Annotated in this window: 19 protein-coding genes; 4 read left to right on the plus strand and 15 right to left on the minus strand. The window is 42.4% G+C overall.

All coding sequences use genetic code 11. The features are described from left to right. Positions 1-24: 24 nt before the first annotated feature. From GOP56_RS11625 to GOP56_RS11675, 11 genes are all read right to left on the minus strand, one after another. Positions 25-1,536, minus strand: coding sequence for a hypothetical protein (locus GOP56_RS11625; RefSeq protein ID WP_163245675.1), 1,512 nt, complete (start codon positions 1,534-1,536; stop codon positions 25-27). A 624-nt stretch (positions 1,537-2,160) separates the two neighbouring features. Further along, a complete protein-coding gene (locus GOP56_RS11630) occupies positions 2,161-3,075 on the minus strand; it encodes a BadF/BadG/BcrA/BcrD ATPase family protein (protein WP_163245676.1) in 915 nt (304 codons plus the stop codon). A gap of 19 nt (positions 3,076-3,094) precedes the next feature. Then, on the minus strand, positions 3,095-4,183 hold the full coding sequence (locus tag GOP56_RS11635) for a DUF871 domain-containing protein (RefSeq protein WP_096888098.1): 1,089 nt from the start codon (positions 4,181-4,183) through the stop codon (positions 3,095-3,097). 17 nt (positions 4,184-4,200) lie between these two features. Then, on the minus strand, positions 4,201-4,548 hold the full coding sequence (locus GOP56_RS11640; protein WP_003340064.1) for a PTS lactose/cellobiose transporter subunit IIA: 348 nt from the start codon (positions 4,546-4,548) through the stop codon (positions 4,201-4,203). Positions 4,549-4,585: 37 nt separating this feature from the next. After that, positions 4,586-5,740, minus strand: coding sequence for an anhydro-N-acetylmuramic acid kinase AnmK (gene anmK, locus GOP56_RS11645; protein ID WP_163245677.1), 1,155 nt, complete (start codon positions 5,738-5,740; stop codon positions 4,586-4,588). A 2-nt stretch (positions 5,741-5,742) separates the two neighbouring features. Further along, positions 5,743-7,074 carry a 6-phospho-beta-glucosidase gene (locus GOP56_RS11650; protein WP_163245678.1) on the minus strand — a complete coding sequence of 444 codons (1,332 nt, stop codon included), beginning with the start codon at positions 7,072-7,074 and terminating at the stop codon, positions 5,743-5,745. Between the two features lie 77 nt (positions 7,075-7,151). Then, positions 7,152-7,439, minus strand: coding sequence for a hypothetical protein (locus GOP56_RS11655; protein WP_163245679.1), 288 nt, complete (start codon positions 7,437-7,439; stop codon positions 7,152-7,154). 170 nt (positions 7,440-7,609) lie between these two features. Further along, positions 7,610-8,887, minus strand: coding sequence for a PTS sugar transporter subunit IIC (locus GOP56_RS11660; RefSeq protein ID WP_003340071.1), 1,278 nt, complete (start codon positions 8,885-8,887; stop codon positions 7,610-7,612). A gap of 63 nt (positions 8,888-8,950) precedes the next feature. Continuing rightward, a complete protein-coding gene (locus tag GOP56_RS11665; RefSeq protein WP_003338738.1) occupies positions 8,951-9,256 on the minus strand; it encodes a PTS sugar transporter subunit IIB in 306 nt (101 codons plus the stop codon). A gap of 229 nt (positions 9,257-9,485) precedes the next feature. Continuing rightward, positions 9,486-10,388, minus strand: coding sequence for an N-acetylmuramic acid 6-phosphate etherase (gene murQ, locus GOP56_RS11670; protein ID WP_163245680.1), 903 nt, complete (start codon positions 10,386-10,388; stop codon positions 9,486-9,488). Positions 10,389-10,561: 173 nt separating this feature from the next. After that, complete coding sequence (locus tag GOP56_RS11675; protein WP_003340077.1) at positions 10,562-11,413, minus strand: MurR/RpiR family transcriptional regulator; 852 nt, start codon at positions 11,411-11,413, stop codon at positions 10,562-10,564. Between the two features lie 237 nt (positions 11,414-11,650). Between GOP56_RS11675 and GOP56_RS11680 the strand changes: the two genes are divergently transcribed. Further along, positions 11,651-13,033 carry a peptidase gene (locus GOP56_RS11680; RefSeq protein WP_163245681.1) on the plus strand — a complete coding sequence of 461 codons (1,383 nt, stop codon included), beginning with the start codon at positions 11,651-11,653 and terminating at the stop codon, positions 13,031-13,033. Between the two features lie 105 nt (positions 13,034-13,138). On the opposite strand, the gene GOP56_RS11685 is transcribed toward GOP56_RS11680, so the two are convergent. After that, positions 13,139-14,140 carry a M23 family metallopeptidase gene (locus GOP56_RS11685; RefSeq protein ID WP_163245682.1) on the minus strand — a complete coding sequence of 334 codons (1,002 nt, stop codon included), beginning with the start codon at positions 14,138-14,140 and terminating at the stop codon, positions 13,139-13,141. Between the two features lie 227 nt (positions 14,141-14,367). Between GOP56_RS11685 and GOP56_RS11690 the strand changes: the two genes are divergently transcribed. Next, positions 14,368-15,093, plus strand: coding sequence for a response regulator transcription factor (locus tag GOP56_RS11690; RefSeq protein ID WP_163245683.1), 726 nt, complete (start codon positions 14,368-14,370; stop codon positions 15,091-15,093). Then, positions 15,090-16,907: a sensor histidine kinase gene (locus tag GOP56_RS11695; RefSeq protein WP_163245684.1), complete on the plus strand. Its 1,818-nt coding sequence runs from the start codon at positions 15,090-15,092 to the stop codon at positions 16,905-16,907. Before GOP56_RS11690 ends, GOP56_RS11695 begins: the two co-directional genes overlap by 4 nt. A 152-nt stretch (positions 16,908-17,059) precedes the next feature. Here the strand turns inward: GOP56_RS11695 and GOP56_RS11700 are convergent, their stop codons facing one another. Then, entirely contained in the window at positions 17,060-19,060 is a 2,001-nt protein-coding gene (locus GOP56_RS11700; protein WP_068793630.1) for an oxidoreductase, read from the minus strand. Between the two features lie 114 nt (positions 19,061-19,174). On the opposite strand from GOP56_RS11700, the gene GOP56_RS11705 reads away from it, so the two are divergent. Then, positions 19,175-20,101 (plus strand): NAD(P)-dependent oxidoreductase, encoded by a 927-nt coding sequence (locus tag GOP56_RS11705; protein ID WP_163245685.1) that lies wholly within the window; start codon positions 19,175-19,177, stop codon positions 20,099-20,101. A 19-nt stretch (positions 20,102-20,120) separates the two neighbouring features. On the opposite strand, the gene GOP56_RS11710 is transcribed toward GOP56_RS11705, so the two are convergent. Both GOP56_RS11710 and GOP56_RS11715 read right to left on the minus strand, forming a co-directional pair. Next, on the minus strand, positions 20,121-20,585 hold the full coding sequence (locus GOP56_RS11710) for a hypothetical protein (RefSeq protein ID WP_064019133.1): 465 nt from the start codon (positions 20,583-20,585) through the stop codon (positions 20,121-20,123). 106 nt (positions 20,586-20,691) lie between these two features. Beyond that, positions 20,692-20,994 carry a hypothetical protein gene (locus GOP56_RS11715; protein ID WP_003338723.1) on the minus strand — a complete coding sequence of 101 codons (303 nt, stop codon included), beginning with the start codon at positions 20,992-20,994 and terminating at the stop codon, positions 20,692-20,694. Positions 20,995-21,364 lie beyond the last annotated feature (370 nt).

Raw genomic sequence — 21,364 nt, forward strand, 5'->3', positions numbered from 1 at the left:
AGACGATATGCAGCTATCCTTCCTCTAATTCGGTTCTAAAACATAGGAATACGGCACATGTAAAAAGGAAAGTAAACGATTTTGCCCCTCTTCCTCCTGAACCATTTGAAGAATTTCGCTGATCTCCTTTTGGACAGACTCATACCGAATTTCGTGTTGCTTCTCTGATTCCGCATTCGTTTCATACTCCATTATCCAACCTGCTACTTGCTTTGCTAATGGGAAAAGGGCCTTCTGAATTTTCGTATAGCTCATTGATAATTGGTGCTGATTTTGTTCGAAAAGCTGTTCAGAGCGCTGTTCCAAATATCCACGAATCTCCGCCAAGCGAGACAGTAATTCTCTTAATTTCCATAGTTGCTTATGCTGCTCTCGTTGCTTTGAATCTAGAAGTGGGAACGGATCGCTGGATAGTAGGGCTTGCAAGTCTGGCCACGGCTTTTTCTGAAGTGATTCCTCCAGCTTTTTCATGCAATACGCATCAGTAGGAAGCAGTTCTACCGTTTCTCTGAAGGCAGGTAAGGTATTTCGCGCATAGCTTTTCACTCCCCAATCGCTATGAGCTTGCAGGGCTTTCACAAAAGAAAAACAATGTGGATCTACTAATTCCAGTTCTCGCTCGCTTACCTCATGAGTAGACAAAATTGTTTGTTTGACCGTGTTATCTGGTATCTGAGAATGTCCTTCCCCCAATTGCATTCCCCTCTTCACATAAGTCCGCAATGTATCACCTGTCAAAGAGGAATCCTCATTTCCTTGATAAAGCTGGATACGGAAGGCGGCAAATTCTTCAAAGCCCTGTAGATTCCCGTATCCATCATCAATAACATGCAAATCTGCCTGAACTTCCATTAGCTCACTTAGTACCTGCTCTTCTAATGCGTAGATACATCCCTCGATGTGAGTCCAATAGCTTCTACATTCCGCCTCTGAACCCAATACCCTTTGATAGACATCATGAAATAAGAGGATATGAGCAATTTCATGAAAATAATTTTGAAACGGAAACTTGAGATTTTCCCCCCGGAGATAGGAGCCTGCATTCTGATAGATTTTCCCGTGCTCAGGACGAAACAGTGTAGGTAAGGTGGAATCCACATCTAAAAAGAGTTCAATGCCCGCATTATAGCTGTTAGCCCATATAGCAAGGTAAGTTGGACTTAGCAGGAGGGCTATAGAATGGTTGGTAATTTGTACAGGTAGATTAAAGTGAAGACCATTCGTCTCTTCCTGTAAGGATAACCACGTCATCCCTACTGCCAAAGCCTGGTACAACGCAAATTCACCCTGCGCACCCGAATGTCTCGCATAAAGCTGTAACTGTCTAAGGCAATTCGTGACACCTTCTGCTTCATATGTATATTGTTGTTGAAACTGTTCAAGGCCCTCTACAAAATCCTCGTGTTCAATCGTCAAAAATACATTAATTCCATCTACCCAGAAGTCCGATCCTATTTTCGACTCCAACCATTCATCCGTCTGATGTGCTAGCTTACGTAATTCCTCATAACGCTGTAGCATGTGAGGGGAATTCATTTTATCCTATCCCTTCTTCAATTTGATAGAAATGCTTTCGTCCGATAACAAAACAAGAGCACGCGTCAAAACCATACGTGCTCTTGCCTTACACATTAAAGCTTACAAACTCCGGTAATAATTGGATGTGCCATCCCTTTAAGTTCAGCTACTTTTTCATTGTTGACCGTAATTTTAACAACTTTTTTCACAGCAAAACCCTCCTTTACGTTGAAAGTTCATTTTACTTTAAAAAAAGTACTACTTTACAAGCAAACATCAACAACTACACGCCACATTAACTCTTTCATTTGCTTTACATTCTTGTTATCCGAGAGTTCTACTTTTACTACTTTTTTCATTATTTCATCCTCCTTATAACCAGATTTATATGATAGGAGTGGTAACTATCAATATAGATATTATGATAGATAATTCTGAACATTTCAATAATATTACATTTTTTTTATATTATACTAGCTTTGGCAGACGAATTACATCGAGTAACATATATAGAGACGAAGGTATGGAAATGTTTCGAGAACAGCTATTACATACAAATAAGCATGGAAATAGGCCAATGAAAATAAAAACGGAGCGATAGAAGGACAAATTCCTGTCTACTACTCCGGCTTATCATGCTTTTTACTTGCGTTTTTGTTCATTCATCGCTTGCAGGGCCAAATAATAAGCCCCTTTTGAAGAACAAGTCTCGTCTATAACAAATACGGGGTCTGATATCGCGTTTTTTACCTCTTCGTAAAACGCCTCTTGCACAAGCGCAATTTTGGTCAAGACACTGCCCTTTAAAGCAATGGAAACAGGTGGTTCAAACCTGAATTTATGGTACAAACGGATCGTTATTTGAGCCAGATGCTCTCCCGCCCTTTGTAGAATTCGTTGAGCATTTGGTTCACCAGCTTCCGCTTCTTTCACAACTAAGGGGGTTAGGGCTGCTATTTTATCCTTTGAAGAAGAATAGACAAAGTCTTTGATCTGTGCTGTCTTTTGGATTTTCAAATATTCGACTAGCCTCTGGCCCAATGAGCTGTATTCAAGTCCACACTCTTCCTCTAGGATTAATTGACGCAGAGCTTCGATTCCAATCCAATACCCACTACCTTCGTCACCTAGTAGATGCCCCCATCCTCCCGTCATTAAGCTTTGACCTTGATGTACTCCAAGCGCTACCGCTCCCGTACCTGCGATGGTCAAAATGCCATCTTGCCCTTGCAAGCAAGCCGCATGAGCAATTCGAGCGTCATTTGTGATCGTGAGTGGTATTCCAAAACGCTCTTGTAGACTCGTTTCCACTACTTCACGATGTGTTCCGCTCTGAATACCGGCTAGCCCCAAAAATAAATAGGCACATTCACAATCGTCTACGATTGCACTCTGACATTGTTCAATGGCTTTTATGATATGTGCGATAGCTGTCTCTCTATGCACTAGAACATTACCATATCCGCTTTCTGCCCTAGCAAGCTCTGCTCCTTGAAAATTGTAGGCTACCGCTATTGTTTTCGTTCCCCCGCCATCAACTCCAATGATATAGGCCACTTTTCTTCACTCACCTTACTTACGCTTTTTCAACAAACGCAAATTTTCCCCATGGCTGTAATTGATCCAATAAGAAAATTTCTTCTTCCGCAATACGACCAACCACATTGGTCTTCCCTGAATTCTCCATATCCTGCAAAGCTAGTTGCAATTCTCCTTTGTACTGCCCATATAGATTGTTTTCAATTAAAATATCTCCACGGCGGATATGCGGTGTATTGGATGGTGGAAAATCCTCCTGCTTGTATTTCACGCGAGATTGTGTGGAACGAATTAGGTAATCGGACACGTCCCCGCGATAGAAATGTGGCTCTTCTACTACAATCTTTTTCTCAAGAGGCGTAATGCTGTCATGCAACTGGACCCTAAATGTTAATTTATGAGGATTCACTTCGCTTACTTCACGTAGCTCTGATTCTGACGCATAAGCATTTGCGATAATGATATCGTCAATCAGCCCCATTGAATACAGGTGCTTTACCTGTGTAGCGATAGGAAGCGTACGGTGCATTTCCAGTGAGCAAAGCCCCTCAGTGACTGGCCATGGACCAAATGTAGCTGCCATCGAGGTAACAAACGCTGCTGTTCGAATTCCTTTTTCTTTAAATTGGCGGCTACAAGCTTCAAAATGCTTCAATGACAAGCCTGAATAGCGATGCGGATAAAAATTATGTGAGCCAAGTATATGATCTACTTGAGGCTGGTACGTCATAATATTGTCAATATACTTTGTTCCGCTGCTCATATTTAATTCAATTTTTAACCCATACGGATTATAGGTCATCATCGCTTCCTCATGACCGGTAAATCCCATATCAAGACGAATGCCATAAGCCCCTAGACGATGAAAAAAGGATAGATCATCATAGGAAATGCCCAGTTTACCAAAAACACGCGGTGCTATATCCACGATGACTTGCATACCTAGGCTATTGGCGAAATCAATGGTTTCTTTAAATTCCTGCACAATTGTCTCAGCATCCCCTTCAACAGACAATAGGCAAGTAAAAATCCGTGTAAAGCCATATTGATGCGCTAATGCAATATACGCTTTGTCCTTCTCGACTGTACTATGCTCTGGGTAAATAGAGATACCTAGCTGATGCATATCAAACCCTCCTTTGTCTATTTTGAGGTTTCTGCTTTTATTTTTTGTAAAATACGAATCATATGCTCAATCAGCTTTTGCTCACTCATTGAGGTCATAAGATGGTCTTGTGCATGAATCATTAGCAGTGTTTTCTCCGCAGGCGTGCCGTTTAGTTCAGCTTGAATTAAATCCGTTTGTGTGTGGTGAGCAAGTGTCAATTCTTCCTGCGCCTGCTTCATCAGCTCAGCAGCTTTTTCAAAGTTATACTCTTCGGCTGCTGACAAGGCTTCAAAAGCAAGACCACGAGCATTTCCACTATGGACAATAATTTCAAAAATGACCGTTTCATTGTTATTGACTTCGTTGTTCGTTTCGTTTTGCATGCTGATCCACTCCCATTCATATCATGATTCCTCTTCTTTACACACCTCTAGGAGGATACGTTACATTCCCCAAAATAACAGGCTCCCGAGCTCCTGTAGCAGTTGGCACATTACTTGGCAGACGGTGCAACGTTTCATGGGCCAATAAAGCAAATGCAACTGCTTCCTTAGCTTCGGACGACAATCCGACATCTTCCTGTGTGATAACCCTGCATGTATTCCCCAACTGTTGTTGTAGCATAGAGAGTAGCGTCTTGTTATAGCTACCGCCACCCCCAATGATCACCTCATCCACCTGCAATGTAGGAAAAATATAATTTTTGTAATGATAAGCAATCGAGCAAGCTGTAAACATCGTCATGGTAGCAAGTAAATCGTATGGGGATAGATGAGTATTTTCACGTATGATTTTCTCAACAAACTGCTTACCAAATAGCTCCCTACCCGTGGATTTAGGCGGTTGTAGCTGCATATATTCGATGCTCATGCATTGTGTAAGCAAAGCCTCATCTACTACTCCTTGAGCCGCCCATTTTCCATCCTGATCATAAGCTGTATCGAATACAACTCTGCACAGCTCGTCGATTATCATGTTACCAGGACCTGTATCAAAGGCATACACATCCTGTAACTGAGCGGCTTTAGGAATGACGGTTACATTGCCGATCCCACCAATGTTTTGCAACAGCCGTGACTTCTCCTGTTCTCGGTACATGATCAGCTCGGTGTAGGGGACCAGAGGAGCTCCCTGTCCTCCTGCAGCCATGTCCATGGTGCGAAAATTGGAAATGACCGTTGTGTTGGTACGATAGGCAATTACTGCAGGCTCCCCGATCTGCAAAGTGGACGCGACATACGCTCCCTCTGACTGAGGCTGATGATAAATCGTTTGACCATGAGAACCAATGACAGAAATATTGGCAAAATCAAGCTGATTTTGTTTACAAATGGCTTCTACAGCGTCAGCAAATAATTCTCCGAGTTTAAAGTTCAGGCTACAAATGACCTGTACGTTCGAGCGTTCAAGTGACAAGCTGTCCATAATTTCGTCGCGCACAGACTGAGGAAATGGAAGCGTCATAAAATCAAGTAGCTTAACCTGTGAATCATAGCCCGTTCCCTGAATATCGACCAGTGCTACATCAATGCCATCCAAAGAGGTACCTGACATAAGTCCGATTGCATAAGCCATAATTAAGCTTGCTCCTCTTTAAAAAATTGAGGCAGATAATCACGATGTGCCTCTAACAAATCATCCAACACAGCCTTAGCTTTTTCATCACTTGGCACTAAAGGATTAATCGTCAATGCCAGCAAGGCTTTCTCATAAGAACCAGTCACCGCCGCCTCTGCACCTACCCGCTCAAACGATTTGATCTGTTGAACAAGTCCATTAATAGCTGTAGGTAACTCGCCTACTGTGATTGGTTTTGGCCCTTCCTTCGTAACCATGCAATTTACTTCGATTGCTGAATCATGAGGAATCCCCTGAATGGTTCCATTGTTTCTAACATTTAAAGTCTGAATATCATTTGTTCCATTATACAGAGAGGAGATAAGACTACATGCGGCATCACTATAATACGCACCGCCGCGTTTTTCCAACTGTGGAGGTTTGATTTGTAGCTGTTCATCCCGGTATAGTTCAAAGAGATCGTCTTCCAATCGTTTTACCACCTCTGCTCGCGTGGTTCCTGATTCGAATGCTTTTAATTCCTCAACTAAAATATCCTGTGTCTTATAGTAGTACCGATGATATGGGCATGGGATTACGCCTAATGCTTGCAGGAAAGTTGGCTCCCAAGGCATTGGAGCGATATTGCGCATAGATAATTGTTTCTCTGGGTCAGCCAGCATGTGCAGGACCTGCTTGGTTACATCCTCCCCATCAACTGTAGCGCGAAGTCCATATACAAGATGGTTAAGTCCGGCAAAATCAATGTGAAGTCGTCCTACATCAATATCAAGCATCTTTGCTATCGTCATCTTTGTGGTAATTGGTACGTTACAAATGCCAATGACCTTAGAATGCTTACCATAACGCAATAGCGCTTCAGTTACCATGCCAGCCGGATTGGTAAAGTTAATCAGCCATGCATTCGGGCATAGCTCTTGCATATCCTCGGCAATTTGCAGCAGGACAGGTATCGTACGCAGTCCCTTAAATAATCCACCTGCTCCATTGGTTTCCTGACCAATCATTCCATGCATTAATGGAATCCGTTCATCCTTAATCCGTGCTTCCAATAATCCAACCCGCATTTGTGTCGTAACAAAATCGGCGTCCCGTAAAGCCTCCCTGCGATCCAATGTTAGATGAATCTCCATCGGTACACCCGCTTTTTTGACCATACGTTTAGCTAATTCACCAACAATGTGTAGCTTCTCTCGCCCTTCCTCGATATCTACCAGCCATAATTCACGGATTGGCATCTCATTGTATCTCTTAAGAAATCCTTCCACCAGCTCCGGAGTATAGCTAGAGCCTCCTCCGATCGTTACAATCTTAATCCCTTTTTTACTCATCTTGCTTTCTCCTCTCTGTCCCATTTCTCCTATACTTGTCCGCAGATTTCTAGTCTTTTGAGGAAATAATGGCAAGCTTAGTACAAGTACACGAGATAATAACTAGCCGCCGTACAAACCACTAATGAACCGATAATAAATGTGATAGCCTGCATATGATTTTTATATTTGCCTTGAAAGTAAAGCATAACGATACTGACGCCTGCGCCTCCAGCCAAGCTATTTACTAGAAATAGACTCGCTTGCTGGGATAGTCCCAACCACATCAGAAACGGGGTAAGCAGCAAATTTAAGCCCACCAAAAACGTAAAAAAGAAAAAAGCGCTTTTCCAACGAAATCGAATAAGCTTGTTGCTCTCCTCCATTGTCCATTCCTCCCCTCTATGCAAAACGACACTATCAGATAACAAGAACGTAATGTGAGTAGAATGCTACTCATCTACCATGTATGCTTCTCCAACAAAAGAGACGTGGACAAAGAATGCCATAAGCTCCCTATGTTCCACGTCCCCCCTTTCTTTATCTTACATCATGTTTACATTGTCGCTGTTTCCTCAGCTTCTCTTTCTTGGTCCACTACTTTTTTGTCATACATTTTAAAGAATGGAATGTAGATCAGGAAGGAAATCAGGATATTGATTACGACCAGAATAATGGCTCTCCAATCCCCGCCCGTAGCTAGATACGCTCCAATCGGTGCTGGCAGTGTCCACGGTACCATAATGTAGGTCGGATTCACCAAGCCAAGCACAGTGGCATAATACGACAAGGAAGCCGTAATGACAGGAACGATAACGAAAGGTATAATCAGCACCGGATTTAACACAATCGGCATCCCGAAAATCACGGGTTCATTAATATTGAATATCCCCGGTACAATGACAGTTTTTCCCAATGTCTTGTGATAGTTTGATTTGGCAAATAACAGCATGCATAGGACAAGACCAAGTGTCGCACCTGATCCTCCAACCCAAACAAACCATTGGAAGAATGTTTCAGGTGCCACATGCGGAATCGCTTGACCAGCGGCTACTGCCTCCGCATTTTTAGCCAAATACACTTCCCATAGTGGACGAGCAATCGTACCTACAATGGAAACCCCATGGATACCAAATGCCCAGAAGAACGTAATTAAAATAACCGGAATTAGTATACCAGGCAAGCTATCTCCTGCTTTTACTAACGGTGCAATAATTTTATCAACAAGTCCATGTAAATCAATTTTAAAGACAACCGTAATGATTGTCATGATCAGAAGCACGATTGCTACCGGGATCAATGCTTCAAAGGAACGCAGCAGGGAAGGCGGCACCTGATCTGGAAGCTTGATCATCAAATTACGCTGTTTACAGAAGCGCAATACCTCTACAGCAAAAATAGAAGCAAGCATCGCTACGAACAAGCCGTGTCCACCTAGATTGGTCATTGGAAGAACAAAGCCTGCTCCATCCATCACTTTAGGTGCAATCGTCATGAGAAATGCCATGATTGCTAATTGTGAACCTGCCAAAGGATCAAGATTGTAGCTCTTCGCCAGATTATGCCCGATCCCAAAGGAAATGTAGAGTGACATGATAAACATCGTCATACGGTATGGAATAAGAATTTGACCCGCATTTTCCTTTGCCCACATTGTGATTGCCCAATCTTGCGGCAACGGTGGGAAAGCAATAATTAAGAAGAAACTTCCTACGATAATAAACGGTAAAGCGGAGATAACCCCGTCGCGGATTGCACGTAAATGTCGTTGTTCAGCGATACGAGCAATAGGACCTGACAAGTGTTTATCTAGAAATTGTACAAAAGCGTCCATGTCTTACTTCCCCCTTTACGCCCTGCGGACATCCTCTTTACAAGAAATGTTCTAGGTGTCTGATTACTTTGCTACTTCCTGTACTTTTTTAAATAAGGTTGCTCCACCAAGTGGTGTGTAGCCCTGAGGTGGAATCAGTTCGCACGGCACTCCTGCTGCATCCGCTTCTTGTTTTAACTGTTCAAAACGATGACGTACCTGTGGAGCTACCATGGCTACATTCCAGCCATTTTTCACTTCCTCAGCAAATTCTTGTGTACTGACAGCCTTCACTTCCATTTCGACCCCATGCTTATCTGCTTCTTTTTTTAGAGCGTTTACCACAATAGCACTGGACATCCCTGCGGAACATACGAATAATACCTTCATTACGATTCCTCCTTTTGCATGTATGAAAGTTTTTTGTAACCTTTACTAAAATAAAGCACTAGCTTTCAAGAGCGGGGGAAGCCCTTGGACATCAGCAGGTAGGTTTTATACAAGCATGATGAACGAAATGCTTTTCGATACCTGCTTTGTACCTGCCTTTAGTGTTACACCCCACTATGCATGTTGTCGAATCTATTTGTTTATAATGGTTGTATTTTTACTTGCGATACTATTCTGATGATTGTTGGAGGGCGTGCTGAACAAATCCTTCATACTTTTGCAAACGCTCCAGCGCCTCTTCATATTCACATGCAGCTAATATCATCACGATTGCTGCTTTTACATTCTTGTTAGCCTTTTCATAGAATTCAGTAGCTTGCTCGTAGCTAACCTCTGTTGCTTGCATAATAATTCGCTTGGAACGCTCCACTAGCTTTAGATTAGTTGGCTGAACATCTACCATCAGGTTTTTATACACTTTGCCAACGCCAATCATCGAGCAGGTGGAGATGATCATATTTAATACTAGCTTCTGTGCTGTTCCCGCCTTTAATCGAGTGGAGCCCGTCAAAATTTCAGGACCTGGAACTACCTCGATAGCTACATGAGCAAATCGACTAATCTCCGCACCCTTATTACAAGCAAGGCTTGCTGTGCTGGCTCCTACACTACTCGCATACTGGAGAGCGCCGATAACATAAGGTGTACGTCCGCTGGCTGCAATCCCGATAACGGTGTCTTTGTTTGTTATTCCAATGGCTTGCAGGTCACTTTTAGCAAGCTCAGCATTATCCTCGGCACCTTCCACCGCAACGACAAAAGCCTCTTTTCCCCCAGCAATCAATCCTTGTACCATCTCAAAATCAGTACCAAAAGTAGGAGGGCATTCCACTGCATCCAGGATTCCTAATCGTCCGCTGGTACCGGCCCCTATATAAATAAGTCTTCCGCCTTGTTTAAAAGAGCGAATCACTAGCTGAATGGCTCTTTCAATCTGCTCCAGCTCAGCAGCAATGGCACGTGGTACCTTTTGATCTTCCTCATTCATGATTTGCAACACGTTTAGGATCGTCATCTGGTCCAAATTCATCGTTCTATCATTACGTGTCTCTGTTACCAATTTCTCCAGCATGCGCTCACCTTCTGCTCCTATTTTGTTTCCGCTTTCATTTTACCACTTTGAAATAAAACGTCAATTATTTTATTTATTTTATGAATCAAAATTTCAATACACAATAAAAAAATAGGTAGTAAGAGAGCAAGGATGCAGCATAAAGGCAAGCATCCGCGCACCTATCTCCTTTCCTACCTGCTAGACCTTAATACCTCTTCACGAATTTCATTAAAGTTCTCAATAACCGTTTCCCCTATTCGATTAAACACACTGACATATAAGGCATCCACAATCGTTAAGTGCATAATTCTGGAAGCAAAACTACCTACACGAAAATCCTGTTCAATATTTGGCGTACACAGCTTAATGTCAGCTTCTTTATACAAAGGAGATTTCGTTAAATTGGTAATAGCGATAACCGTCACCTGCTTCTTTTTAGCGAAACGTACGATTTCCAGCACCTCTTTGGTATTCCCGCTTACAGAAATAGCGATCAGTACCCCTCCTTTTTTCATATTGGACACCACAGGAAGCATCATATGAAAATCGGTGGTCATCTCTGAGTAGTAGCCAATTTTTCTAAATTTATGACAACCATCCAAGGACACTACCGAGGAGCCACCTACACCGTAAAAGATGACACTCTTCGTCTGTAAAATAGCCTCTACCGCTTTTTCTAATTCCCGTCTGTCAAGAGAAGTGGATATTTCCTCAATAGCAGTCTTATTGTGATACTGGACTTTTTGAAATAATTCATAGGGCTCGTCCTGCTTTTTAATGATGGAGAAGTCGCTCATATTCATATCTGAGCGAGTTAAATCTCGAACTAGCGCCAGCTTAAACGCCTGAAAACTACTCATCCCAATTGATTTACAAAACCGAACGACACTAGCTTCGCTTGCGCCTGATTGCTTGGAAATTTGTTTTGTTGTCATGGTTGGAATTAATTCGGCATGATTCACAATATAGCTTGCTACTTTTCTCTCTGCCTGCGTAAAGCTATTTAATTGGCTTTCAATCTTGCTTATAATCATGGAATGCATCTCATTCGCCTCCGTTCTTCTCTAGTTTTACCACATCTTACCTAGTTTGTAATAGTAGAAACCCGTAAGATTTTCGTTTTTCGCACATCACATAAAATCTCTTCGAAGAAATCACCATTAAATTTTTATCTTACATTCAAAAAATTGTAAGAAATAATATATGGAATAATATTACATTTATTGATAATATAGTATTCAAGCTATTAATTTCATCACAAAGGGAGGCTTATTATTCAAATGGTGAAAAAAGTGTTATTATCTGTTGCTCTCCTCTTTACAACCGCTTTTAGTAGTAGTGTAGGCTTTGCCAAGGAAGTCATTGAAGAGAAAAAGCCGGACAAGCCCCAGATTAAAGAAGTAGAGTTAGGCTCAGAAAAGCTAGGAAAACCTTTAGGAGAAAAGCTAGTTGTTGAGGAGGGGGCAGAAAAGCTACTTGATCCTGAAGAAAAAACAGTGGACATTGATGATTCTCTCTCTGCCCCCAAAAAGAAAAAAGCCACTACTGCCGAAGCTGAGGCAGAAAATACGGACGCAAATAATGCTAAGCCAATCACCATCGACTCTATTCACTCTGGCACCATCAATAAGGAAGGCGAGATCAGATGGTATGCTTTTTATAATACTAATCCTGGAAAATTAACCGTCTTCCTTCAAACAGTTCGCTCCACTGACGTGAATTATGATCTGCATCTCTTTAAATTAAATGAGGAAACGATGAAGCTTGAAGAAGAATTAATCTCCTCCTATCAAGCGGGAAAAAACGAACAGGTTGCCCGCATCGCCCCTGAAGGTTATTACTACATTGCCGTAAATTCCGTTAAAGGCTTTGATACGGCTAATACCTTTGCTCTCGTAGTCAAGCACTCCACTACCTACGACAAATCTGAACCCGATGACAATGCATGGCTCGCTCAGGAAAAGGATTCCACCACCTTTACCAATACCCAAACGATTGATAATCCATTCGATGAAGATTGGAGTTATTTCCACGTACTAGAACCAAAATCAATCTCTGTCACCCTAGACAACCAGATCTCAGGTACCGTTTATCGCGCAGATATATTAGATGCAGCAGCAAATGTACTCCTGAGCCTCGATCAAAACAAGCAGTATCTCGTCAATTTCCCTAAAGGTGACTACTTTATTCGCGTTCTCTCTTCATCAGGCTATAGTGATTCTCAGACCTATACGTTAAGTGTTAAAGACCAATCAGTAGCGAGCTCTGTAGTAATCAACAACATTAACTCAGATGGAGGTGTGGAAGGCTTAGTCGATTATTCTCAAGGGAAAAAATGGAGAATTAAAAATAATATTACCGTTCATGGAAAAGCATACGATGCCAATGGCTACCCGGCTTATAATGTTCCCATTACGGTGTATGTCGTGACACGTCTTAATAATACGGTCTATTCAGGCACAGGAACAGCCGATGCCAATGGAAACTTTAGTATCGCCGTGAACGGAATTGGCCCGGCTATCGGTCAGAACACCCACTACCTCTACTCGTTTATACACTATTATGATGTGATTCCGCTTGTAGTGGCTAGTGGATCAACCAAGCTAACTTCTAATGTAGACAGTGTCTATCACTTCGCTTACTCGATTTATAATAGAAGCTAATTCTCCTAGCTGTGTAGATAAGAAACGTAGCAAGAAGCTATATACTTATGCTTCTTGCTACGTTTTCCTTCTGTCTTACAATCAACGTTACTACTTCGTTAACATCTACGAGCCTTTTTTCATGTATTCGCCGCGAATCGGATTCGCATTCCCTTCCCACTTAATGCGAATGGACTTATTATTCATAACCTCAGGTGAGTTAGAAACTTGAAAATGAATATGTGCTTCACTAGAATTACCTGAATTTCCGCACAATCCAATGACCTCGCCTCGTTTCACCTTATCTCCTACTTTTACTTTAAGAGAGCCTGTTTTTAAATGTGCAGTGACACTATACTCGCCATTTCCATGGTCTATAATCACATGGTTACCAAGCAGTTCTGTTTTATTCGTTGTGCCAACGGGTACGTTATCAGGGATTTTATTTTCCACCTTCACTACCTTGCCATCCGCCGCAGCACTCACCTCCTGCCCGTAAGCATAGTAGCTTTCATTCTTAGACGGGTCACCCTGATAGGTCTTTTTATCCTTCATGATAACCAAATCGTAAGCATAACGCTGATTTTCTTGCTCATAATGGTAGTTAAATAATTCGTTTGTCCCTCCCCAAAAGACAAACCAATCCTGTTTGACAGGAGGAGTGAAGACATTTTTTGTAAAGGCCTGATCCGTTTGTGGAAAAGCCTTTAGTGGCATAATTTTTAGTCCATTAATTTTTTGTTGCTGGTTAAATATAGCACTTAATCCCTTTGTGCCACTTTGATCCAGCCATAGATATTGCTGATAACCATTTCCTATTGGTACATCAGCCTGTAACGTATAGCCTGTTATTCCCTCCTGAAAAGGATGGGCGAGTTGCTTCAATTCCTCTGAGCTTACTTGCTGCTGAAATTCCTTGGTCATTTGTGCATGGATTCGTTCATACTCCTCGTCTAAAAATACTTCACCGAATTGCTTCGGCTCGATCGGCTGCATGATGCTTCCCGTCTCCTTTTTTTGCTCTACTTCTGTTTTCTCAGGCTGATGAACCACCGGCTTCCCGCAAGCAGTGAGACTGACTCCCAGCGCAGCTACTAAAAGGATAGGCGGGTAAATAGATCGTTTCATAAATAGACCCCTCTCGAAATTATCTTTTTTAACCTTATCAGAAGAACATTACCCCTCTCGAAACTCTTCCTTACGAGTAGCTTACTTTGTACGCTTGTCCTCTTCCTGTTCTTCTTTATTCGTTAAGACTGAGTTAAGATCGGGTGTCTAAAATCCCGAGAAAACCATGGTATGATAAACCCTAGAAGCAGTCCGAAGAGGATCTATACATAAAGGAGGAATGGTGCATGCTTCATGCACAACTTTTGGTGGTGGACGATGAGCTAGCCATCGGTAAAATGCTAAGAACCGTTCTTTCTAAAGAAGGATTTGAGCATGTGGATGTGGCAATCTCAGCCGAAGATGCCTTGAATGCCTGTCAGAATAAAACCTATGATCTTATCTTATTGGACGTCATGCTGCCTGGAAAAAGCGGCGTAGAGATATGTCCATTACTGCGAGTGTATACCAATGCTCCCATTCTGTTTGTAACGGCGAAAAATACCGATTTAGACAAATTATCCGGCTTTGCGGTGGGTGCAGACGATTACATTACCAAACCCTTTCATCCCTTAGAGGTGGTAGCCCGTATAAAAGCCCATCTACGTCGTTACCTACAATCAACGGAACGAGAACCCATAGCAGTAAATCCGACCACCGTCTATGATTTTGGCCACTTTCAATTAGATGAACAAGCTGGGGAAGTGAGGGTCGCTAATAAGGTTGTCGATTTCCCCGCTCAGGTTTATCAGCTCCTGCTATTTTTATGCCAGAATCCGAATCGGATTTTTAGTAAGCAACAGCTTTACGAGCATGTCTGGGGGCACAATTCCTTTTCTGATGACAATACAGTAATGGTGCATATTCATCGGATTCGTGAGCGAATTGAACCAATACCAAGTAATCCAATCTATCTAGTTACAATTAGAGGACTTGGTTACAAGCTACTCCAGCGTGGGGCTAAACCAGTATGAATATGAAAAATCGTCTCATTCTTCAATTCATTTCCTTATTATTGGTCGCCTCCTTCATCTCGATTGGCTTCGTCACGGTGGCTTTTTCATTTATGCACGCTAAAATCAATGAGCTAGAGATGAGCCGGGATTTTACTCGTGCAGGTTTATCCAATTTAGTAACCACCCTACGCTTAGAGAACGGAAATATTATTTTTGATCCCGATATGCTGGCTCAGGTGAAAAAGTCAGGAGGTTGGCTGCAAACCATTGACGAAAATGGAATGGTGACCTCTAGCTATTTGACCCCTCCTGATGTGCCGAATCACTATAGGCCTGGAGAAATTCATGCCATTTGGAACGGGGAAAAGCAGTTTCCATACTCTCTGTACATCTGGATCGAGCCGAAAGATGGCGTAACCTACACACTGTTATATGGGGTTACATATAAGGAGGCAGAACTGCTGAAACAAATTAGCAAAGCTGCAACCCTGCAATCAGAGAGTGTAGCTATTCCCGCCTCCTTGGAGCAGAAACTGCTTCAAAGCAATATGTGGCTTCAACTCCTTGATGCAAACGGAACAGAAATAGCTTCCTTATTGAAACCACCTAATGCCCTGAACCACTATTCTGTACAAGAATTAACGCTGAGGATACAGTATCCAGCACGCTATCAAGAGCGTCTTTTTACCACCTATGATGATCAAACAAAACAAACCTGGATTCTCCATGCACCTGCCACTGCTTCGGGTACTACTACAAGCTTGTTTTCTCTTTCCTCCGAAGGTCAGATTGCTGGGGTCACCATCATTGTCCTACTGATTGCTATTATTACGGTATTTTTATTATTATCTCTTTGGTACGGACATCGGTTTGGCACGCCAATGCTACACTTGTTAGAATGGCTGAATCAGATAGCAAAAGGAACCTATAAGGAGCCCCAAGACAGAAATGGTCTACCTAAAAGTCTCACCAAGTCCGGTCACTATAAACGCAACTATCGCATTTATCAGGAAGTTATGTTCTCCATGCACCATCTCGTGGCATGCTTACAACGTAACAACGAAATCCGAAATCAATTAGAAAAAACTCGCGAGGAATGGATAGCTGGAGTCTCGCATGATTTAAAGACTCCTCTTTCCTCCATACTGGGTTATTCCAAAATGCTGGAGAATAAAAACTATGAATGGACACCGGAGGAAATTCGTGACTTCGGCTCAACTATGAGCGAAAAATCTGCTTACATGGATGCCCTGATAAATGATTTGAGCATGACCTACCGTTTAAAAAACGGAGCTTATTCGCTTACTTTTACCTCTCAGGATATTAATGAGCTTGTTCGGCGTTCTATTATTTCCTTTTTGAATCATCCTCAATTTCAGGAGGCCGTACTTACCTTTCGTCCGGCTTTACCAACGATTCATTATCCTGTAGACTCATACGCCTTTCAGCGTATGGTTGATAATGTGATTGCAAATGCCATCCTGCATAATCCTGTCGGTACACCTATAGAGATTTGCTTACTAGCTTGTGAAACGGATGATCCAAATGTAGAGGGCTTCACGTTAACAATTCGCGATGGTGGTACAGGAATGAATCCCGAGGTTGCCCACCAATTATTCGAACGCTACTATCGGGGAACCAATACAGACCGTCTGACTCAGGGAACTGGATTAGGTATGGCTATTGCCAAAGAATTAGCATTGGCACATGGAGGAGAAATTCAAGTGGCAAGTGAGCTTGGGAAGGGAACATCTATTGCGTTTACATTTCAAAAAGAGAAGGATTTATTACCTTCTTTTCATCTAAAAAACCTCTTCACCCACAGTAATTAATACGAGTGGGTGAGAGGTTTTATTTATGTTGTACGTAAGGCATTGCATTATGTGTATGGGACAAAAACAAATAACGTAGGGCTTACTTGACTTTTTGTACAGCAAAAATACATCTGTTCAAAGTATCCTTTTGCACGGTACGGTAGAGTACGCTATACTTCTCTCCCTACGCTCATGCCCTCCCAAATGGCTCGTTTCGCATCCAATTCCCCAGCTTCCCTCGCTCCACCAATCAGATGAACCTTCATTTCTGCTGGCAAAGAATCCGCCAGTATGCGATTCGGTGTGCTTCCAGCTGCTATTATCACCGTATCTGCCGGAATGATTGCTTCTTGTCCTTTCTCTATAATACGAACGCCATCTGGTAAAATTTCTTTATACTCAATTTCCGTTTTCATCACTACTCCGTGTCTCTTTAACAACGCTAGAACGGCCCAGCGAGTGGTTTTGCCTAATCCCGTACCAACATGTTTGCCTCGACGCAAAAGCGTGATAGAACGCTTGTTATATTGCATGCTACCATATGATTTCGCTGATACGATCCCATACTCCGCTAAATATTGACCTGCTTCTGCTGAAAGCGTGGTGTTCGTTACCAGTAGATGTGATAAATCGCAGGCAATTCCGCCTGCCCCAATGATCACTACCTGCTGACCCACGGGTACCTTTCCTGTAAAGACATCGGCATAGCTTACGACATGCGGCAGCTCCTTCCCCGGAAGCTCAGGTGATCGTGGTATTACCCCGGTAGCAAGGACGACTTCACTTACCCCTTCAGCGACAAGCTTATCGCTGGTGGCCTCCTCTCCCAGATGTACCTTTACCCCTAGTCTACGTAGCTCATTCTCGTAGTAGCGGAGTGTTTCCTTAAATTCGCTCTTCCCAGGAACCTGACTGGCAAAATTAAGCTGTCCCCCTAACCGATTATTCCTCTCCCACAATGACACGTCATGCCCACGCAATGCTAGCACACGCGCTGCCTCCAGCCCAGCCGGACCTGCTCCGATAACTGCCACCTTCTTGGTCTTTTCCGCTGGTGTAATGCTAATGTCCCATTCACGACCTGCTAATGGATTAACTAAACAAGAAGCTGTTTTTCCTTCAAAAATGTGGTCGAGACAAGCCTGATTACAGGCAATGCATGTATTAACCTCAGCAAAACGCCCGGCTCTGCTCTTGGCTACAATATACGGGTCTGCCAAAAAAGGCCGAGCCATGGAAACAAGGTCACTATGTCCCTCTGCGACGATTTGATTTGCCAAACGAACATCGTTTATGCGATTACTAGCAATAACCGGAATACCAACTGCCGCTTTGATTTCCTTTGCCACCCAAACATACGAAGCACGAGGAACCATCATAGAAATGGTGGGCACTTGCGACTCGTGCCAGCCAATGCCAATATTTAAGGCATCAATACCTAGTTCCTCCAGCCATACTGCAAATTGAACCGTTTCTTCTACTGTCGTACTGTTTGGCATAACATCAAGCCCAGACATTCGAAAAATAACAGGATACTCTGGACCAACCGCTTTCTTAACCTGCCTAGCTATCTCCAATCCAAATCGCGCACGTCGTTTTAAATCTCCTCCCCATCCATCTGAACGTTGATTGGTCACAGGTGACAAAAATTGATTAACTAAGTACCCCTCTGAGCCCATGATTTCAACTGCATCAAAGCCTGCTTCCTTCGCTCGGCGGGCTGCATCTGCAAAAGCTTGAATGGTATGTAAAATTAATTCCTCATCCATTTCAATAGGGGCAGTTCGATTAATAGGTGCTTGTAATGGAGAAGGAGCTACAGGATCGAGACCTGTCATTTCCTTGTAAGCATAACGCCCGGCATGAAAAAGCTGTAGCGCAATCCTTCCACCAGCTTCATGGACAGCACGAGTCATATTATACAGTGGTGGAATATGCTCATCTGCATAAATGTTCGTAAAGCCTGCTCCGCCACCTCCCTCTGGCAACACTGCGGCTCCTCCCGTAACAATTAAGCCTGCTTCTCCCTTTGCTCGTTCTACATAAAAAGCAGTAAGGCGCTCATATCCATGATCTAATGCTTCCAAGCCCACATGCATGGACCCCATAATCACACGGTTAGGCAACTGTAGTGTTGCAATTTGAATTGGTTGAAAAATATGTGATAGCATCCGATATCCCCACTTTCTATTTTTGAATGAATGTTCACTCATTTCTCTGCGCACTTCAAAAATTCCTTTTTTTCTGACGATGATTGTTTTGCCCTGTTATAATAAAGAGTAAGCATGACCTATAAAAAATTGGAGGAGATTCTACTGGATACAATTGGATTTATTGGACTAGGTACAATGGGACTGCCTATGGTACAAAATTTACTTAAAGCTGGATTTCCTGTGCATGTTGTTTCGAGAAGTCGCGGCCCTATAGACAAAGCTGTTTCTCTAGGTGCCGTTGAAGCTAAAAACCCTGCCGATCTGGTGGAAAAGGTAGATATTTTACTTACCTGCTTACCTCTTCCTTCTACAATTGAAGAAGTTTATTTTGGCGAAAATGGCATTCTAAGCGCTGATCTGACAGGAACATTGGTGATTGATCACTCCACGATAAGCCCGTTATTAAATCAACGCGTGTATGACGCTATCACAGCAAAGGGAGGATCTTACATGGATGCTCCGATCAGCGGCGGTCCGATGGGAGCTACTGCCGGTACCCTAGCTATCATGTGTGGCGGATTAGAAAACGATTACGAGCGAGCTAAACCAGTATTTGATACACTCGGAACAAATTTGTTTTACTTAGGAAAAATCGGTAATGGTAGTATTGCTAAGCTGATGAATAACTATTTGATTGGTGTACATACGGCTGCTTTAGCAGAAACCTTCATATTGGCTACCAAAGCAGGGGTTGATACAACTCAGTTGTATGAGGTGCTGTCAGCAAGTACGGGAGATAGCAAAATGCTGCATCGAATCGTTCCATTGGTACACCAACGTGACTTTGATGCACGCTTTAGCAATCAATTGTTATACAAAGACATGCGGATTGCTGGGGAATTAGCAAAAGCCTACGAGCTGGACATGCCGATCAATAAGCTGGCTGAACAAATGTATCAGCAAGCTAGCGAAAAATATCCAATGGAGGATATGGCCGCTTTATTTAAAATTTATGAAGAAAAGACCGGAATTATGGTAAAAGAAAAGGCTCTCGATTGAGAGCCTTTTCCTTTACAGGTTAATAAACAATACGCACCAATTTTCCTACATGTGCTGCCATATTTGTAAGCACTGGCTTCCATTCATCCTGCTCATCCATTGGATTGAGCGGAAGCATAAAATGAAAATCAGCAACCCATTCCATCTGCGAGTCTTGCTCTGGCGATAGCATGCGCTTTTTGCTTGTAAAAGCGATCTCTGGCACAATGGCTTTAGCAGCTTGCCATAAAGCGTTGGTATCTCGTCCATCTACAAGATAAGTAACCTCTACTTCAATTTCGCACATTTTTGCTTCTTCTAGCGGAAATAAGTGAATAACGGCTACTGGTGCACCTTCCCTTGCTTCATCCTCCATGAACCGCATCTCAACCTCGTGGTATTCTTCTCCTTCTAAAATCGAGCGTTCTGTTTTTAGTAATACCTCTGTGGTTACACCGTAGGCTGAAAGTTCTTCGTCTACTTTTGCTACCAATATATCTAACATCGTTTTCTTCCTCCTCATGATGCACTTCATCCATCATACTGAAATCAGAGGAAGCCGTAAAGTAAAGAAACCGCTTTCATAAAGCAATAGCCTTTTACTTTCTCATTCATGGTGTTGGATGGCAGTCCTTATTATTTAGAAATTCCGACAGCCATATCCGCCTGACATCTTTATTTGGACAGTATCCCAGCAAATAGCTATCTCCTAGCATATACTTTTCTTTTAGCCACTCCTTATGCTTACGGAAGAAGGCATTCTGAAATTCAATTGGCATTTGTTGATATTCTTCCAACGCAGAAGGGTGTTCGAGGAAATAATCTTCATCATACAGGATTTCATCATCGTTCTGACGACTAATAAAATACAAGAATAAAAGAACAAGGCCCGTATTCACCAAAAAAAGTGTCATACCTATCTCCCCTTTCCCTTACAGCCAATGTCATTCGTCCAAAACATACAGCCCTAAAAATATTCTGATTGTTTCTTTTATTTTATCATGATTTTGCTCTTTGGTAACTACCTCATATCCCTTTGAAATAATTTATTTTGGAAATGATTGATTCATTCAAAGCATCAGGGCCTGCCATCAGTAAATCAACCTTTTATAAACTTTCCCGGGACAGGAACATTTTTTATCACAGGCACTTCAGCTAAAAAAATGATTCTGGCATAGATTTGTACACCGTTATATATCCTTATCAGCAAAAAAAACCAGCTGAAGTTCTCCAGCTGGCATGCTACTATATTATTTGTTGCTACGAGTATTTTAAAACCTCTAT

Source organism: Brevibacillus sp. 7WMA2, assembly GCF_010748895.1.
In the GTDB taxonomy this organism is placed as follows: Bacteria; Bacillota; Bacilli; order Brevibacillales; family Brevibacillaceae; genus Brevibacillus_B; species Brevibacillus_B halotolerans.

Bases quoted from the DNA above. Each gene is read 5' to 3' on its own strand.
- GOP56_RS11685 (WP_163245682.1), bottom strand. From the start codon at position 14,140: ATGAAACGATCTATTTACCCGCCTATCCTTTTAGTAGCTGCGCTGGGA.
- GOP56_RS11640 (WP_003340064.1), bottom strand. From the start codon at position 4,548: ATGCAAAACGAAACGAACAACGAAGTCAATAACAATGAAACGGTCATT.
- GOP56_RS11710 (WP_064019133.1), bottom strand. From the start codon at position 20,585: ATGTTAGATATATTGGTAGCAAAAGTAGACGAAGAACTTTCAGCCTAC.
- GOP56_RS11665 (WP_003338738.1), bottom strand. From the start codon at position 9,256: ATGAAGGTATTATTCGTATGTTCCGCAGGGATGTCCAGTGCTATTGTG.
- GOP56_RS11695 (WP_163245684.1), top strand. From the start codon at position 15,090: ATGAATATGAAAAATCGTCTCATTCTTCAATTCATTTCCTTATTATTG.
- GOP56_RS11690 (WP_163245683.1), top strand. From the start codon at position 14,368: ATGCTTCATGCACAACTTTTGGTGGTGGACGATGAGCTAGCCATCGGT.
- GOP56_RS11625 (WP_163245675.1), bottom strand. From the start codon at position 1,536: ATGAATTCCCCTCACATGCTACAGCGTTATGAGGAATTACGTAAGCTA.
- anmK (WP_163245677.1), bottom strand. From the start codon at position 5,740: ATGGCTTATGCAATCGGACTTATGTCAGGTACCTCTTTGGATGGCATT.
- GOP56_RS11715 (WP_003338723.1), bottom strand. From the start codon at position 20,994: ATGACACTTTTTTTGGTGAATACGGGCCTTGTTCTTTTATTCTTGTAT.
- GOP56_RS11650 (WP_163245678.1), bottom strand. From the start codon at position 7,074: ATGAGTAAAAAAGGGATTAAGATTGTAACGATCGGAGGAGGCTCTAGC.
- GOP56_RS11655 (WP_163245679.1), bottom strand. From the start codon at position 7,439: ATGGAGGAGAGCAACAAGCTTATTCGATTTCGTTGGAAAAGCGCTTTT.
- GOP56_RS11675 (WP_003340077.1), bottom strand. From the start codon at position 11,413: ATGCATTCCATGATTATAAGCAAGATTGAAAGCCAATTAAATAGCTTT.
- GOP56_RS11700 (WP_068793630.1), bottom strand. From the start codon at position 19,060: ATGCTATCACATATTTTTCAACCAATTCAAATTGCAACACTACAGTTG.
- GOP56_RS11705 (WP_163245685.1), top strand. From the start codon at position 19,175: ATGACCTATAAAAAATTGGAGGAGATTCTACTGGATACAATTGGATTT.
- murQ (WP_163245680.1), bottom strand. From the start codon at position 10,388: ATGCTGGAGAAATTGGTAACAGAGACACGTAATGATAGAACGATGAAT.
- GOP56_RS11635 (WP_096888098.1), bottom strand. From the start codon at position 4,183: ATGCATCAGCTAGGTATCTCTATTTACCCAGAGCATAGTACAGTCGAG.
- GOP56_RS11660 (WP_003340071.1), bottom strand. From the start codon at position 8,887: ATGGACGCTTTTGTACAATTTCTAGATAAACACTTGTCAGGTCCTATT.
- GOP56_RS11680 (WP_163245681.1), top strand. From the start codon at position 11,651: ATGGTGAAAAAAGTGTTATTATCTGTTGCTCTCCTCTTTACAACCGCT.